The following is a 14,239-nucleotide window of genomic DNA, read 5'->3' as shown; positions in this document are numbered from 1 at the left end:
GAGGCACCGCCGACGCCGCCCCCTGACCCGCCCCCGGCGCGGTGATCGTCGGGGCGGCTGTAACAATGGGGCACAGCTTGTGAACTCTTGCACAAAGGCGCGCACAAGCACCTTGCCGCCTCCCAAAGCCGTCCGAACGAGGTTCCCGTGGACATCAAGACCGCTGCCGCCCTGCACCGACTGCGCCTGGCATCCATTCCGGAGGCGCTCTCCTTTCCGGCGCTGCTGATCTTCGGCACAGGTTTCCGGATCGCCTTCGACTACGACTCCCTGGTGATGCCGCTCGGCATGATCCACGGCCTGCTGTTCATCACGTACGTGGTGCTGCTGCTGGACGTGTGGAACCGCACCAAGTGGTCCTTCAAGCGCGTCGCCTTCTTCTTCGTGCTCGCGATCCTGCCCTTCGGGGGGTTGTACGGGGACCGCGTCCTCAAGCGCGAGGAGGAGGCCGGGGTGATCGCGGCCCGTGCACGCCGAGAGGGGACCATTCACGCGTGATGGGCGCTCGCCGTTGCCGGCAGTCCGCTGCGCTCGGCCTGAGCCGGCATCCTCGGCTGTCCCGCCGTTGCTCCCCCACTGCCTGAAGGGCGTGGGGGTACCTGCCACGCTGCGGGCTGTGTTCCGCTGCCGCGGGGCTGTGCGGCAGCGGCGCCGGAGGCGCAGGCGGCACCCCGGGCAGCCCCCGGCCCCGCTTTCGCGCCCGGAACCTGAGACGCGGCTGACCACGATATGACCGACGGGTAGTGTCGGAGGCGTGCCGAAGCCGCTCAGCCTTGCTTTCGATCCCATCTCCCGCGCCGACGAACTGTGGCGGCAGAGATGGGGCGCCGTGCCCTCCATGGCCGCGATCACCTCGATCATGCGGGCCCACCAGATCCTGCTGGCCGAGGTGGACGCGGTGGTCAAGCCGTACGGGCTGACCTTCGCGCGCTACGAGGCGCTGGTGCTGCTGACCTTCTCCAAGGCCGGTGAGCTGCCGATGTCGAAGATCGGCGAGCGGTTGATGGTGCATCCGACCTCGGTGACCAACACGGTGGACCGGCTGGTCAGGTCCGGTCTGGTGGCCAAGCGGCCGAACCCCAACGACGGGCGCGGGACGCTGGCCTCCATCACCGACAAGGGGCGTGAGGTGTGTGACGCGGCCACCCGCGACCTGATGGCGATGGACTTCGGGCTCGGGGCGTACGACGCCGAGGAGTGCGGGGAGATCTTCGCGATGCTGCGGCCGCTGCGGGTGGCGGCGGGCGATTTCGAGGACCGGGGCTGAGGGCCGGGCTTACGATTCCTGCGGGTCAGCGCGCTTGTGCCCCGCGTGTGCGGGGATGGCCCATCCAGAGTGCTCACCCGCTGCCGGGTGGTCGCGTGTGCCCCGCGTCCGCGGGAATCTTCCGGGCGGTTACGCTCGTATCCATGAAACAAGGCGTGCTGACCCGCTACCGGGTGATGGCCTATGTCACGGCCGTCATGCTCCTCATCCTCTGCGCGTGCATGGTGGCCAAGTACGGCTTCGACACGGGCAAGGACCTGACCCTCGTCGTCTCCCAGGTCCACGGCGTGCTCTACATCGTCTACCTCGTCGTCGCCTTCGACCTGGGGTCCAAGGCCAAGTGGCCGTTCGGCAAGCTGCTGTGGGTGCTGATCGCCGGGACGATTCCGACGGCGGCTTTCGTGGTCGAGCGCAAGGTGGTCCGCGAGGTCGAGCCCCTGCTCGCCAAGGCACCGACGCCCGCGCCCGCCAAGGCGTAGCCGCTCCGCCAAGGCGTAATCGCACCGCCACGGTCAGTCCGTGGCGGCTTCCCATCGACATTTACTTGGACGTCCTAGTAAATTCGAGGTATGGACGCTGACGCGATCGATGAGGGCCGCCGTCGCTGGCAGGCCCGGTACGACTCCGCCCGCAAGCGGGACGCGGACTTCACGACCCTGTCGGGTGATCCCGTCGACCCGGTGTACGGGCCCCGCCCCGGCGACTCCGTCGAGGGGTTCGAGCGGATCGGGTGGCCGGGCGAATACCCCTTCACGCGCGGCCTCTACCCCACCGGCTACCGCGGCCGCACCTGGACCATCCGCCAGTTCGCCGGGTTCGGCAACGCCGAGCAGACCAACGAGCGCTACAAGATGATCCTGAAGGCGGGCGGCGGCGGGCTGTCCGTCGCGTTCGACATGCCGACGCTGATGGGGCGGGACTCCGACGACCCGCGCTCGCTCGGCGAGGTCGGCCACTGCGGCGTCGCCATCGACTCCGCCGCCGACATGGAGGTCCTGTTCAAGGACATCCCGCTGGGTGATGTCACGACCTCGATGACGATCAGCGGGCCCGCCGTACCCGTCTTCTGCATGTATCTCGTCGCCGCCGAGCGGCAGGGCATCGACCCCCGTGTCCTCAACGGCACACTCCAGACGGACATCTTCAAGGAGTACATCGCCCAGAAGGAGTGGCTGTTCCAGCCGGAGCCGCATCTGCGGCTGATCGGCGACCTCATGGAGCACTGCGCCAAGGGCATCCCCGCGTACAAGCCGCTCTCGGTGTCCGGATACCACATCCGCGAGGCGGGGGCGACGGCCGCGCAGGAGCTGGCGTACACGCTCGCCGACGGCTTCGGATACGTCGAACTGGGCCTGTCCCGTGGGCTGGACGTCAACACCTTCGCCCCGGGTCTGTCCTTCTTCTTCGACGCGCATCTCGACTTCTTCGAGGAGATCGCCAAGTTCCGTGCCGCGCGCAGGATCTGGGCCCGCTGGCTGCGGGACGTCTACGGCGCGACGAGCGAGAAGGCGCAGTGGCTGCGGTTCCACACGCAGACCGCCGGTGTCTCACTGACCGCTCAGCAGCCGTACAACAACGTCGTACGGACCGCCGTGGAGGCGCTGGCCGCGGTGCTCGGCGGCACCAACTCGCTGCACACCAACGCCCTGGACGAGACCCTGGCACTGCCCAGCGAGCAGGCCGCCGAGATCGCGCTCCGTACGCAGCAGGTGCTGATGGAGGAGACCGGCGTCGCCAACGTCGCGGACCCGCTGGGCGGTTCGTGGTTCATCGAGGCGCTGACCGACCGGATCGAGGCGGACGCCGAGAAGATCTTCGACCGGATAAGGGAGCGCGGGGCACGCGCGGTGCCGGACGGCCGGCACCCGATCGGGCCGATGACCTCCGGGATTCTGCGCGGTATCGAGGACGGCTGGTTCACCGGCGAGATCGCCGAGTCCGCCTTCCGGTACCAGCAGGCGCTGGAGAAGGGCGAGAAGAAGGTCGTCGGGGTCAACTGCCACCACGGTTCGGTCACCGGTGACCTGGAGATCCTCCGGGTCAGCCACGAGGTCGAGCGGGAGCAGGTACGGGTGCTCGCGGACCGTAGGGCGGCCCGTGACGACGCCCGGGTGCGCGCCGCGCTGGACGGCTTGCTGGCCGCCGCCCGCAATGGCGGCAACATGATCGAGCCGATGCTGGAGGCCGTCCGGGCGGAGGCGACGCTCGGGGAGATCTGTGGGGCGCTGCGGGACGAGTGGGGGGCTTACACGGAGCCGGCCGGGTTCTAGGGGACGATGAGGAGGATCGCGAAAGGGATCATGAAGTTTTTCGTGATCTCCCAGCGACTGGCGAGGGCGTACGAAGAAAAGGACAGGGCGCTGAGAACGACGTTGTCGTTGTTTCCATTGACCGGGAGATCGGCACCCGCGTGCTGATCAGTTTCCGGGCCACTCACGGACGCCGCATCGTCCACGATCTTCCCGTCGTCCGAGCGGAAGGTTCCGTCACAGGTGAAGTCGAGTGGTGGGGCGCTCGGATTGTCGTTCTTCCGGGAGCGTTCCGCGATGCAGTGATCGACCGTGAGGATTCCGTGCGTGCCGATCACACCTGCGGCGGTCAGTCCCTTGATGACGAACAGGCAGATCCACACCAGGATGAAGACCGGGCCGAACGCAGCGGCGCATCGCCCCGAAATCGCTTTACAGCGGATACGGGTTGAGGCTGGGGCATGACGACTATTCCCTTCACGGCCATTGAGGTGTCCGCGGAAGCTGCTCCCCAGTGGCTCACCTGGCAATGGACGACGCTCCGGAGGGGGCGGACCTCCACGCCGCCCCACCCCGACCGCCGAAGACGTGGGACACCGTACGTCATCAGACTTATTCGATCCTTGGCCACGGACATCGAGGGGGAAGTCGCTCCGCGCCGTACGGAACAATCCCGCCGCGCCGCCCGCTCTTCAGGACCTCGCACGCAGGATGCTCGGCGGACGTCTGGAACTCAAGGACGTACTGGACGACCCGGCCGGGCACCGCGCGCTCACCGAGGGCCTCTCCGGCATCCGCGACCAGTGGCGGTCGATGACACCCCAGGAGCGGCAGGCACGCCGTGCGTCCGCCGCCCAGGTCCCGGACGAGGCTCCGCGCGGCACCCGCTGACCGGCGCTACCGGCCGCCGTCGCCGGCAGCCCCCTGTCGTACCGGCACCCGCAGCCGGAACAGCGCCCCGCCGCCCGCGGCCTGTTCGGCGGTGAGGTCGGCGTGGTGGGCGCGGGCGATCTGGCGGGCCATGGCCAGGCCGAGGCCGGAGCCGGGCAGCGCGCGGGCCGCCTGCGCGCGGTAGAAGCGGTCGAAGACATGGGGGAGGTCGGCGTCCGCGACGCCGGGGCCGTGGTCGCGGACGGTCAGCTCCAACCGCCCTGCGACGAGGGCGAGTTCGGTCTCCACCGGCCCGCCCGGCGGGGAGAACTTCGCCGCGTTGTCCAGGAGGTTGGAGAGGAGACGGACGAGGCGGGCCGGTACGCCGGGGACGGTGGTGCCGGCCGCCGCCTGGTCGATGCGGGCGGTGAAGGTGATCTCCGGCCAGTGCTCGCGGGCCGCGCCGACCGCGTGCTCCAGCAGGGCGGCCGGGCGAACTTGTTCCACCAGGGCCTGCGGCTCCTCGTCCCGTGCCAGTTCGATCAGATCGTTGACGAGCGTGGTGACCTCGCGGAGCTGACGGGCGAGCGCCCCGGCGGCGCGGTCGCGCTGGGCGTCGGTCAACCGGTCGGCGCGGGCGAGGAGTTCGGCGTTGGTGCGGAGCGCCGTCAGCGGGGTGCGCAGTTCGTGCGAGGCGTCCGCGACCAGCCGGCGCTGTGCGGTGACCGACTGTTCCAGCTCGCCGAGCATGGTGTTGAAGGTGGCGGCGAGGCGGGTGATCTCGTCCTCGTGGGCCGCTGACCCCCGGGGCAGCTCGATGCGGTGGCGGGCGTCGCGGGTGGCCGCGATCCGCTCGGCGGTGGCGGTGAGCCGGGCCACCGGCGCCAGGCCCGTACGGGAGACCCAGTAGCCCAGCCCGGCGGCCAGCAGCACACCCGCACCGCCGACGGCCGAGAGCGCCAAGGCGGCTTGCCGTACGCCCCGTTCGACGGTGTCGGCACGCAGCGCGACCTGGAGCGCCTCGTCCTTGCCGGGCAGACGGGTGGTGAACATCCGGACCGGGTGTCCGGCGACCGTCAGCTTGCTGTAGTACGCCGTGTGCCGCCCGGTGGCGACCTGCCGGGTGGCGTCCGTGACCGGCAGCTGGTACCGCTCGCGCGGGTCCCTGTCCGGGGCGGACGGCACGATCTGGACGCAGGCCACGGCCTGGAACCGGCAGGAGGTGTCGCCGGCGGTCGGGCCCCAGCCGCGGGTCTGACGGGTGACCTGGGTGGCCGTCTGGGCGAGGTGCAGGTCGAGCTGGCGGGTCATCTGGTAGCGGATGATGACGAAGGCGGCGGCGCAGACACCGATGGCCACCAGGGCGACGGCCGCGGAGGCGGCCACCGCCAGCCGGGTCCGCAGCGGCCGACGGCGCACCCAGCGACTACCCAGCCCCCGACGCCCCGTCACGCCGGCTCCGCCCGCCCCAGCCGGTACCCCACGCCGTGCACCGTGTGCACCAGCCGGGGCTCGCCGCCCGCCTCCAGCTTGCGGCGGAGGTAACCGACGTATACGGCCAGGGAGTTGGAGTCCGGGCCGAAGTCGCGGCCCCATACGCGTTCCAGGATCACCTCGCGCGGCATCACCTGCCCCGGGTGCAGCAGCAACAGCTCCAGCAGCGCCCATTCGGTGCGGCTGAACTCCAGCGGCCGGCCCGCCCGGTGGCCGGTGCGCGTCAGCGGGTCGACGACCAGGTCTTCGAAGGAGAGGGAGGCGTCCGCGGCGGCGGGTGCCGCGGCGCGGCGCAGCAGGGCCCGGACCCGTGCCACCAGCTCGTCCAGCGCGAACGGTTTGACCAGGTAGTCGTCGGCGCCCGCGTCAAGGCCGTCGACCCGTTCGCTGACCGAGTCCAGCGCGGTCAGGACGAGGATCGGGGTGCGGTCGTCCAGGGCGCGGAGGCGACGGCAGACGGCCAGCCCGTCCAGGACCGGCATCAGCACGTCCAGGACGATGGCGTCCGGCTGCCACGCGGCGACCTCCGAGAGGGCCGCGAGGCCGTCGGCGGCGCCGTGTACCGCGTAGCCCTCGACGGCGAGGCCGTCCTCGACCGCGGCGCGTACCTCCGGTTCGTCGTCGACGACGAGGATCTTGGAGGCCGGTGCGCTTCCGGGCGTGGGTGGCGTGGACGGGGCGGACGAGGGGGACGGCTGGGGCAGGGGCATGGACACAGGCTGCCAAACACCTCTCTTAGAAGCTTCTTAGGGCACTTCGCGAGCGTGGTGGCCATGCGCACACCACTCTCCGTCGTGATCGGTGCGGGCGGCACCGGCGGCCATATCTATCCCGGTCTTGCCCTCGCGGACGCGCTCCGCCGGGCCGACCCCGACGCGGTGATCTCCTTCGTGGGGACCGAGCGCGGACTGGAGACCCGGCTGATCCCGCAGGTCGGATACCGGCTGCACACCGTCGACATGATCCCCTTCGACCGTTCGCTCGGCGCCCGGCGGTATCTGCTGCCCGCCGCGCTGCTGAGGTCGGGCGCCCAGTGCCGGGCCATCCTCAGGGAGCAGCGGGCCCAGGTGGCGGTCGGGATGGGCGGCTATCCGAGCGCACCGGTGATCGTCGGGGCGCGGCTGGCCGGGCTGCCGAGCCTGATCCACGAGTCCAACGCGGTGCCGGGCCGGGCCAACCGGTTCGCGGCCCGGCTCACCCCGCATCTGGCACTCGCCTTCGACCGCAGCCGCCCGTATCTGGCGGGCGGCGGGCAGGCCGAGACCGTCGGGATGCCGCTGGTCGGGCCGCTGGCCCGGCTGGACCGTACGGCCCTGCGGGCGGGCGCGCGGCAGGAGCTGGGAGTGCCGGACGGGGCGCGGCTGCTGCTGGTCAACGGCGGGAGCCTGGGCGCGGCCCGGCTCACCGAGGCGGCGGTGGGGCTGGCCGCCCGCTACCGGTCCCGGGCGGATCTGCGGCTGCTGATCAAGACCGGTCCGGCGGCCCTGGACGAGACCCGGGCGGCGCTGGCGGCGAACGGCGGGGCGGTGGTCGCGGAGGCGGTGCCGTATCTGGACCGGATGGATCTGGCCTACGCCGCCGCCGATCTGGTCGTCTGCCGGGCCGGTTCGGCGACCGTCGCGGAGCTGGCCACCACCGGGATGCCGGCCGTCCTCGTGCCGTATCCGCATGCGCCGGGCGACCACCAGACGCACAACGCGCGGGTGCTCTCCGATGCCGGGGCGGCGCTGCTGCTGGCCGACGCGGAGACCACCGCGGAGCGGCTGGACGCGCTGGTCACACCGCTGCTGGACGATCCCGCCCGGCTCGCCGCGATGGGTGCGGCCGCCGACCCGGGCACCCACGCACAAGCCGCCGACCTCCTGGCCGCCAAGGCCCTCGCACTGGCCGGCCACCCGAACCCGCACCACCTCACCTTGAAGGAGTCAGCATGAGCGAGCGAAGCGAGCGCGTAATGGAGAGGTGCGTGCCTCGCGAATGCGAGGCCGAGCGAAGCGAGGTTTCGGCATGAGCAGCAGCACCCAGCAGTGGATAGGCCGCAGGGTCCTGGTCACCGGGGCCGAGGGGTTCATCGGCTCGACCCTGGTCGACCTGCTGGTCGAGGCCGGTGCCGAGGTCCGCGCCTTCGTGCACTACAAGCCGTATGCCGAGAAGGGCAATCTGGCGCACCGTCTGGCGCCGGGCGGCCCCGTCGAGATGATCGCGGGGGACATACGGGACGCCGGCCGGGTGATGGACGTCGTCGCGGGCTGCGACACCGTCTTCCATCTCGCCGCGCTGATCGGCATCCCGTACAGCTACGACTCGCCCGGCGCGTACGTCCAGACGAATGTCGTCGGTACGGAGAACGTCGCGGAGGCCGGCCGCCGGCATGGTGTCCGCCGTCTGGTGCACACCTCCACCAGCGAGGTCTACGGCACCGCGCTGACCGCGCCGATCGGCGAGGACCACCCGCTGCAGCCGCAGTCCCCGTATTCCGCCTCGAAGATCGGCGCGGACATGATGGCGCTGTCGCACTGGCACGCCTTCGAGCTGCCGGTGACGGTCGTCCGGCCCTTCAACACCTACGGGCCACGGCAGTCCGCGCGCGCCGTGATCCCCACGATCCTGGCCCAGCTCCACTCCGGCGCCCGGCAGATCAAGCTGGGTTCGCTCACCCCGACCCGTGATTTCACCTATGTCACCGACACCGCGGCCGGGTTCCTGGCGATGGCCGACTGCGACCGGGCGCTGGGGCAGGTCGTCAATCTCGGCAGCGGCCGGGAGATCTCCGTCGGCGCGCTCGCCGAGGCGCTGATAGCGGCCTCCGGCCGGGACGCGGAGGTGGTGGTGGACGCCGAGCGGCTGCGGCCCTCGGGCAGCGAGGTCGAGCGGCTGCTGTCGGACAACTCGCGGGCGCGGGAATGGGCGTCGTGGCAGCCGCGGGTTTCCCTGAAGGAGGGGCTGGCGCGGACGTCGGAGTGGGTGGCCGGGAATCTGGAGCTGTTCCGCGCGGAGCGGTATCAGGTCTGAGGGGCGGGTCTGAGGCAGGACCGGACGGGGTCTCGGGGACCGTCCCCGACCCGGCGGGGGCTTGGCGCCTGTCCCTCACCCCACGGGGCCTCGGGGCCGTCCCTGACCCAACGGGGCTTCGGGGCCGCCGCTCACCCAACGGGAGCCTCGGGGCCGCCCGACCCACCGGACACCCCCTGACGCAAGCCGCCGAGCCCCAGGAGCAGCACCGTCGAGAGCTGGTGGGCCCATGCGGTGTCCACCGGTTCCGCGGTGACCAGGGTGCGGTGCACGATCGCCCCGGCGATGAGGTCGAAGATCAGGCCGACGGTCTGCTCGGCGGCCGCCGCACCGTCCGGGCCCGGGGTGTCCGCCGGCAGTTCGCCGCGCCGCTGGGCGCGTTCCCGGCCCAGGACGACCAGCCGCTTCTGGCGGTCGACGATCGCCGAGCGGATCCGGTCGCGCAGCGCGTCGTCGGCGGTGGACTCGGCGACCACTGCCATCAGCGCGGTCTTGGTCTCGGGCCGCGCCAGCAGGGCCCCGAACTGCAGGACCACGCCCTCGATATCGGACTGCAGACAGCCCCGGTCGGGGAGTTCGAGCTCGTCGAAGAGGACCGCCACCGCGTCCACGACGAGCTCGTTCTTGTTGCCCCAGCGGCGGTAGAGCGTCGTCTTGGCGACACCGGCACGGGCCGCGACCTCGCCCATGGTGAGTCTTCCCCAGCCCAGGTCGACGAGCGCGGCGCGCGTCGCGTCGAGGATCGCGCGGTCGGTCTCGGCGCTGCGCGGGCGGCCGGGGCGGCCTTTCCGGGGGCTGGCGGAGCAGTGCATGCGGGTGACCATACCGGCCGGTAAGGGGGCGGGAGCCGGGGCGGGTGAGACAGATCACGGGAAGCGGGGCCGGAAGTGGTTGCAGGGAGGGGGGCACCGCCAGTTACGCTACGACCCGTAGCGATAAGAGCGACAGCCACCGGGCCGGGGTGGGGACCCACGGCCCAGCAGACCGGTCCTCCTCGGGGCCGGGCATGGTCCTCCTCGGGACCGAACGGGCACCGGAGTCCTCGTACGCCGCATCCGGCGGGGCGTGCGGGCGGGGCGGTGTCCAGCGGGTTCGGCGGATTTGGCCACCGTCGGGCCGGAATTTCCGCAGCGCTTTTCGGAACGGAGCGCCCAGGGGGGAAGATGTACGCATGCAGCCACGCAACATGTCCATGAGCGGAGTCGTCGACCTGGCCGCCGTGAAGGCGGCCGGGGAAGCGAAGCAGAAGGCGGAGCAGGCGCGCGCCGATGCCGCCCGTAACGGCGCGGCGCCGGCAGGCGGTGCCCGCCTGGTGTTCGACGTCGACGAGGCGGGGTTCCAGCAGGACGTCCTGCAGCGCTCCACCGAGGTTCCGGTCGTCCTCGACTTCTGGGCCGAGTGGTGCGAGCCGTGCAAGCAGCTGGGTCCGCTGCTGGAGCGCCTGGCGGCGGAGTACGCCGGCAAGTTCGTGCTGGCCAAGGTCGACGTCGACGCCAACCAGACACTGTTCCAGCAGTTCGGGGTGCAGGGCATCCCGGCGGTGTTCGCGGTCGTCGCGGGCCAGCCGATCCCGCTGTTCCAGGGCGCGGCCCCGGAGGCGCAGATCCGGCAGGTGCTGGACCAGCTGGTACAGGCCGCCGAGCAGCAGTTCGGCATCGTCGGCGCGACCGTCGACGCGTCGGCCGAGGGTGAGCAGCCGGCCGAGGCGCCGGTGCCGGCCGGCCCGTACGACGCGGCGCTGGAGGCCGCGAACTCGGCGCTGGACTCCGGTGATCTGGGCGGCGCCATCCAGGCGTACAAGAACGTGCTCTCCGACGACCCGGCCAACCCGGAGGCCAAGCTGGGTCTTGCCCAGGCCGAGCTGCTCAAGCGGGTGCAGGGTCTGGACGCGCAGGCGGTGCGCAAGGAGGCCGCGGAAAGCCCGGCCGATGTGCAGGCGCAGATCCGCGCCGCGGATCTCGATCTGGTCGGCGGGCATGTCGAGGACGCCTTCGGGCGGATGGTCGACACGGTCAAGCGGACGTCCGGTGACGACCGGGACGCCGCGCGGGTACGACTGCTGGAGCTGTTCGAGGTGATCGGCGCGGAGGACCCGCGGGTGACCGCGGCGCGTACCGCTCTCGCCCGCGTGCTGTTCTGAGCCGTCGGCGCTTTCGTCCGTCTGTGACAAAAAAACACCCCTGTCAAACAAACAGCGGCCGCGTTTTACCAAAACTTGGTAAACGCGGCCGCTGTTACTCGGAGTAAGCCCCTTGGGTGACTTCGTGGCGATATGTCCGAGGTTGCTTGATGTCTCTTCGTTGTTAACGACGACCGTCCGTGCGCGGTCGATATCAGCGGGTCGCAGTGCGGTTATCCGCCCGTTACCCGCAAGTAATGAGCCCCTTGTGCGGCGGCTTTGAATGCACGACGATCGGCCTCGCTCGGTCCATTCCCGCAGCCCGGCAGCCGGCCGGTGCCGCGGGGCACTTGGGTCCCCACCGAGTGGCCGGCGGCAGTGGCGCCGGCCGTGGACAGGGGGGTCTCTGCCGCTCCGGCGGAGCCTGTCCAGTGCGGTTGCGCGAGAGCGTGGCCAGTGGTTGTCGCTCGGGGGTGATCGCCGGTATTCGGAACGCACTGCGCCTCCGAGAACGGGCGCTCTCCTTCCCGAGGACGTAGCACTTCTCCCATCCCGTGTGGGGCCGCTCAGTTGAGTCGGCCGGTACCGGAGATGTACGTCCGAGAAGGAGGAAAGTCATGGAGTCCCTGGCTCGTGGCGGGACCAGATGGAAGCGGTTCGCCGTCGTCATGGTGCCGAGTGTCGCGGCGACGGCTGCCATAGGCGTGGCCCTGTCGCAGGGTGCGCTCGCGGCCTCGTTCAGCGTGTCCGGCCAGCAGTTCAAGGTGGCCACCGACCGTCTGGACGGCACCGGCTTCGTTCAGTACGGAGCCGTTGACGCACAGAAGGACGGCAAGCAGATCCCGGTGGCGGTCTCGGCGTTCTCCAGCGCCAAGATCAAAAACCTGTGCCAGTCCGTCGTCGTACCCGTCCCGGTCTTCGGTGACGTGTCGATGGTGCTCAGGGCGGGCGGCGGCAAGCCGGTCGAGGCCAAGAACCTCTATATCGACCTCGACCAGCTGAACGCGGACGCGACCTTCAAGAACATCAACATCGGTGTTGCGGCGGGGTCGACGTCCAAGGGCCCCGGCATCAAGAAGGGCGACAAGACGGACCCCGGTTCGTTCGCCCAGGAGGCCGACAGCGCCACGCTGACCGGCGTCAAGCAGACGGCCTGGGCGACCACGGCCGGCACGTTCAAGCTCAGCGGCCTCAGCATGAAGGTCACCAAGGGCAAGAACGAGTGCTACTGACGCACTGAGCGTGCGGGCGCGGGGTGAGCTCTACGGCGTCCTGAGCCGCGCCCCGTGCCCGTACGCCAAGGGTGTGTCGTACGACACTCCAGCTCAGAACCACCGATTTAGCCAGTCCCGAGGAGCTGTACGACATGAGCGCCGAAACGCGACCACGGCTGATCGAGTCCATCGGCCACAAGCGACTTTCGTTCCGGGAGTGGCGTGGCCGTCGCCCGTTCTGGGGCGGTCTGCTGACCGTGCTCGGCGGGATCCCGATCATGTACTTCCCCTACGCGCATCTCACGCTCGGGGGTATGACCCTCAGCATGGCGACCACGGCCGGTGCCGGCTCGCTGATCATCGGCGTGCTGCTGGTCGTGCTCGGTCTCACCATGTGGTTCCAGCCGGTCTCGCGCGTGTTCGCGGGTGTGGCGGCGATTCTGCTCTCCCTGGTCTCCCTGGTCGTCTCGAACTTCGGCGGCTTCCTGGTCGGCTACCTGATGGGGCTGATCGGCGGTGCGCTGGCGGTCGCCTGGGCGCCGGGCGGGCCGAAGGCCGAGGAGGCCGGTGAGCCGGCCCGCGACGCGGGCGCCGGGCCGTGGGTGGCCACCGAGCCCGCACCGGCCGCGGGTGCCGGTTCGGGGCCGGGCTCCGGACTGGACGACCTGTCAGGAACGAGCCCGACCAACGGGACGAACGGGAGGCACCGTGCCGGGTGACGAGCTGCACCAGAACGCAGCCGCCGGGCCGAGATCCGGGCCGCGGCACGCGGCGCCGAAGAAGCCGTTGCTGACACGGCTCCACGTACCCGCCGGCAAGGCGATCGCCATCGCCGCGATGCCGTCCGCCGTGCTCATGGGCATGGGGCTGACGCCCCAGATGGCGATGGCCAAGCCGCAGCCGCCCAAGAGCCCCTTCAAGGACGGTCCGTGTGTGACCGCTCCGGACAAGGCGGGCCAGGACAGCGAAGGCGCCAAGGCCGAGGACGGCGCGAAGGACCGGGAGGGCGGCGCCGAGCCGTCCGCCACGCCCTCGCCCAAGCCCTCGCCGTCGGCGAGCAAGGAACCCACCAAGGCGCCCGAGCCGTCCGACTCCGGGAAGACCGCGGAGCCGTCCGGCTCGCCGACTCCGTCGCCGTCGGGCTCCGAGGAGGAGAAGGACGACGGTGGGGGGCTGCTGGGCGGCATCGGTGACGCGCTCGGCGGTCTCTTCGGCGTCGGATCCGACGACTCCAAGGAGCCGGACGCTTCGCCGAGCCCCTCGCCCTCCCCGTCCGGCGACGCCGCGTCCAAGGACTCGTCCAAGGACTCCGACTCCGGGACCGACAAGGTCTCGGAAACGGTCGACGGTCTCAAGGACGGCGCCACCAGGGCCCTCAAGGACCCGTCGCGCGCGGCCGACGACACCGTCCACGGCGCCGTCGGCACGGCGGACAACGCCCTGCCCGGCGGTGGTCTGGACGGCAAGGACGCCGATGGCAAGAAGGCGTTCCCCTGTGTCGTGGAGAACAAGCAGAAGGGCGAGAACGAGCAGACGCCCGTCACCCTGCCCGACGACCCCTGGCACCTGGAGTCCAGCGGGCTCACCCTGCGCGGTCTGGACTACAAGGGCGTGGTCAACCTCACGACCCAGAGCGGACGCACCAAGCAGGCCCTGAAGTTCACCGCCGACACCGTGGACATCGCCGATCTGCACCAGACCGTCGACGACCGGGCTTCGGGCAAGCACTACCACGTCCGCTCGGCCCCGGGGTCCACCTCCACCATGCGCGGCGGCCAGGTGACGATGTACACCGAGCGGCTGCAGGGCAATCTCTTCGGGCTGATCCCGGTGGTCTTCGATCCGGAGCACCCGCCGCCGATCAATATCTCGTACGCCTATTTCACCAAGGTGAAGATCGACCAGGCGGGCCAGTTCGGCGGCAATCTCCATGTCCCGGGCATGCGGCTGAGCATCGAGAACTGACCGGAGCACCACCCGGCAGAGTCTTTCCGGGAGCCGCGGAAACGGCGGT

15 protein-coding genes are annotated in these 14,239 nt (G+C 70.8%); 11 read left to right on the top strand and 4 right to left on the bottom strand.

What is annotated here, in order from left to right; all coding sequences use genetic code 11:
• Positions 1-147: 147 nt before the first annotated feature.
• The 4 genes from K9S39_RS15345 to K9S39_RS15330 all read left to right on the top strand — a co-directional run bounded on the left by K9S39_RS15345 (position 148) and on the right by K9S39_RS15330 (position 3,537).
• The gene (locus K9S39_RS15345; protein ID WP_248863901.1) at positions 148-498 is read left to right on the top strand and encodes a DUF3817 domain-containing protein; all 351 of its coding nucleotides are present in this window, start codon (positions 148-150) and stop codon (positions 496-498) included.
• A 256-nt stretch (positions 499-754) separates the two neighbouring features.
• Entirely contained in the window at positions 755-1,267 is a 513-nt protein-coding gene (locus tag K9S39_RS15340) for a MarR family winged helix-turn-helix transcriptional regulator (RefSeq protein WP_248863900.1), read from the top strand.
• A 143-nt stretch (positions 1,268-1,410) separates the two neighbouring features.
• On the top strand, positions 1,411-1,746 hold the full coding sequence (locus K9S39_RS15335; RefSeq protein ID WP_248863899.1) for a DUF3817 domain-containing protein: 336 nt from the start codon (positions 1,411-1,413) through the stop codon (positions 1,744-1,746).
• A 90-nt stretch (positions 1,747-1,836) separates the two neighbouring features.
• Positions 1,837-3,537: an acyl-CoA mutase large subunit family protein gene (locus K9S39_RS15330; RefSeq protein WP_248863898.1), complete on the top strand. Its 1,701-nt coding sequence runs from the start codon at positions 1,837-1,839 to the stop codon at positions 3,535-3,537.
• Here K9S39_RS15330 and K9S39_RS15325 read toward each other — a convergent pair.
• Positions 3,534-4,046, bottom strand: coding sequence for a hypothetical protein (locus tag K9S39_RS15325; RefSeq protein ID WP_248863897.1), 513 nt, complete (start codon positions 4,044-4,046; stop codon positions 3,534-3,536). The genes K9S39_RS15330 and K9S39_RS15325 overlap by 4 nt on opposite strands.
• A 181-nt stretch (positions 4,047-4,227) precedes the next feature.
• Here K9S39_RS15325 and K9S39_RS15320 point away from each other — a divergent pair, with 181 nt between their 5' ends.
• A complete protein-coding gene (locus K9S39_RS15320; protein WP_248863896.1) occupies positions 4,228-4,407 on the top strand; it encodes a hypothetical protein in 180 nt (59 codons plus the stop codon).
• 6 nt (positions 4,408-4,413) lie between these two features.
• Here the strand turns inward: K9S39_RS15320 and K9S39_RS15315 are convergent, their stop codons facing one another.
• Both K9S39_RS15315 and K9S39_RS15310 read right to left on the bottom strand, forming a co-directional pair.
• Positions 4,414-5,838, bottom strand: coding sequence for a HAMP domain-containing sensor histidine kinase (locus K9S39_RS15315; protein WP_248863895.1), 1,425 nt, complete (start codon positions 5,836-5,838; stop codon positions 4,414-4,416).
• Positions 5,835-6,590: a response regulator transcription factor gene (locus K9S39_RS15310; protein ID WP_248863894.1), complete on the bottom strand. Its 756-nt coding sequence runs from the start codon at positions 6,588-6,590 to the stop codon at positions 5,835-5,837. The genes K9S39_RS15315 and K9S39_RS15310 overlap by 4 nt, the downstream gene beginning before the upstream one ends.
• Before the next feature lie 63 nt (positions 6,591-6,653).
• Between K9S39_RS15310 and K9S39_RS15305 the strand changes: the two genes are divergently transcribed.
• On the top strand, positions 6,654-7,814 hold the full coding sequence (locus K9S39_RS15305) for a UDP-N-acetylglucosamine--N-acetylmuramyl-(pentapeptide) pyrophosphoryl-undecaprenol N-acetylglucosamine transferase (RefSeq protein ID WP_248863893.1): 1,161 nt from the start codon (positions 6,654-6,656) through the stop codon (positions 7,812-7,814).
• A gap of 73 nt (positions 7,815-7,887) precedes the next feature.
• On the top strand, positions 7,888-8,892 hold the full coding sequence (locus K9S39_RS15300) for a GDP-mannose 4,6-dehydratase (RefSeq protein ID WP_248863892.1): 1,005 nt from the start codon (positions 7,888-7,890) through the stop codon (positions 8,890-8,892).
• A gap of 131 nt (positions 8,893-9,023) precedes the next feature.
• Here K9S39_RS15300 and K9S39_RS15295 read toward each other — a convergent pair whose 3' ends face one another.
• A complete protein-coding gene (locus K9S39_RS15295) occupies positions 9,024-9,704 on the bottom strand; it encodes a TetR/AcrR family transcriptional regulator (RefSeq protein ID WP_248863891.1) in 681 nt (226 codons plus the stop codon).
• Between the two features lie 359 nt (positions 9,705-10,063).
• Between K9S39_RS15295 and K9S39_RS15290 the strand changes: the two genes are divergently transcribed.
• The 4 genes from K9S39_RS15290 to K9S39_RS15275 all read left to right on the top strand — a co-directional run bounded on the left by K9S39_RS15290 (position 10,064) and on the right by K9S39_RS15275 (position 14,190).
• Complete coding sequence (locus tag K9S39_RS15290) at positions 10,064-11,032, top strand: tetratricopeptide repeat protein (protein ID WP_248863890.1); 969 nt, start codon at positions 10,064-10,066, stop codon at positions 11,030-11,032.
• 596 nt (positions 11,033-11,628) lie between these two features.
• Complete coding sequence (locus K9S39_RS15285; RefSeq protein WP_248863889.1) at positions 11,629-12,243, top strand: DUF6230 family protein; 615 nt, start codon at positions 11,629-11,631, stop codon at positions 12,241-12,243.
• A 134-nt stretch (positions 12,244-12,377) separates the two neighbouring features.
• Positions 12,378-12,944 (top strand): DUF6114 domain-containing protein, encoded by a 567-nt coding sequence (locus K9S39_RS15280; RefSeq protein WP_248863888.1) that lies wholly within the window; start codon positions 12,378-12,380, stop codon positions 12,942-12,944.
• Positions 12,934-14,190, top strand: coding sequence for a hypothetical protein (locus K9S39_RS15275; RefSeq protein ID WP_248863887.1), 1,257 nt, complete (start codon positions 12,934-12,936; stop codon positions 14,188-14,190). Before K9S39_RS15280 ends, K9S39_RS15275 begins: the two co-directional genes overlap by 11 nt.
• Positions 14,191-14,239: the final 49 nt, after the last annotated feature.

This window comes from Streptomyces halobius (genome assembly GCF_023277745.1).
In the GTDB taxonomy this organism is placed as follows: domain Bacteria; phylum Actinomycetota; class Actinomycetes; order Streptomycetales; family Streptomycetaceae; genus Streptomyces; species Streptomyces halobius.
Note: the sequence above shows the minus strand (reverse complement) of the source record. Positions and strands in the feature narration are given on the sequence as shown.

Excerpts from the sequence above, each read along its gene's own strand:
- K9S39_RS15335 (WP_248863899.1), top strand. The coding sequence starts at position 1,411 with ATGAAACAAGGCGTGCTGACCCGCTACCGGGTGATGGCCTATGTCACG.
- K9S39_RS15330 (WP_248863898.1), top strand. The coding sequence starts at position 1,837 with ATGGACGCTGACGCGATCGATGAGGGCCGCCGTCGCTGGCAGGCCCGG.
- K9S39_RS15320 (WP_248863896.1), top strand. The coding sequence starts at position 4,228 with ATGCTCGGCGGACGTCTGGAACTCAAGGACGTACTGGACGACCCGGCC.
- K9S39_RS15310 (WP_248863894.1), bottom strand. The coding sequence starts at position 6,590 with ATGCCCCTGCCCCAGCCGTCCCCCTCGTCCGCCCCGTCCACGCCACCC.
- K9S39_RS15305 (WP_248863893.1), top strand. The coding sequence starts at position 6,654 with ATGCGCACACCACTCTCCGTCGTGATCGGTGCGGGCGGCACCGGCGGC.
- K9S39_RS15300 (WP_248863892.1), top strand. The coding sequence starts at position 7,888 with ATGAGCAGCAGCACCCAGCAGTGGATAGGCCGCAGGGTCCTGGTCACC.
- K9S39_RS15295 (WP_248863891.1), bottom strand. The coding sequence starts at position 9,704 with ATGCACTGCTCCGCCAGCCCCCGGAAAGGCCGCCCCGGCCGCCCGCGC.
- K9S39_RS15290 (WP_248863890.1), top strand. The coding sequence starts at position 10,064 with ATGCAGCCACGCAACATGTCCATGAGCGGAGTCGTCGACCTGGCCGCC.
- K9S39_RS15285 (WP_248863889.1), top strand. The coding sequence starts at position 11,629 with ATGGAGTCCCTGGCTCGTGGCGGGACCAGATGGAAGCGGTTCGCCGTC.
- K9S39_RS15280 (WP_248863888.1), top strand. The coding sequence starts at position 12,378 with ATGAGCGCCGAAACGCGACCACGGCTGATCGAGTCCATCGGCCACAAG.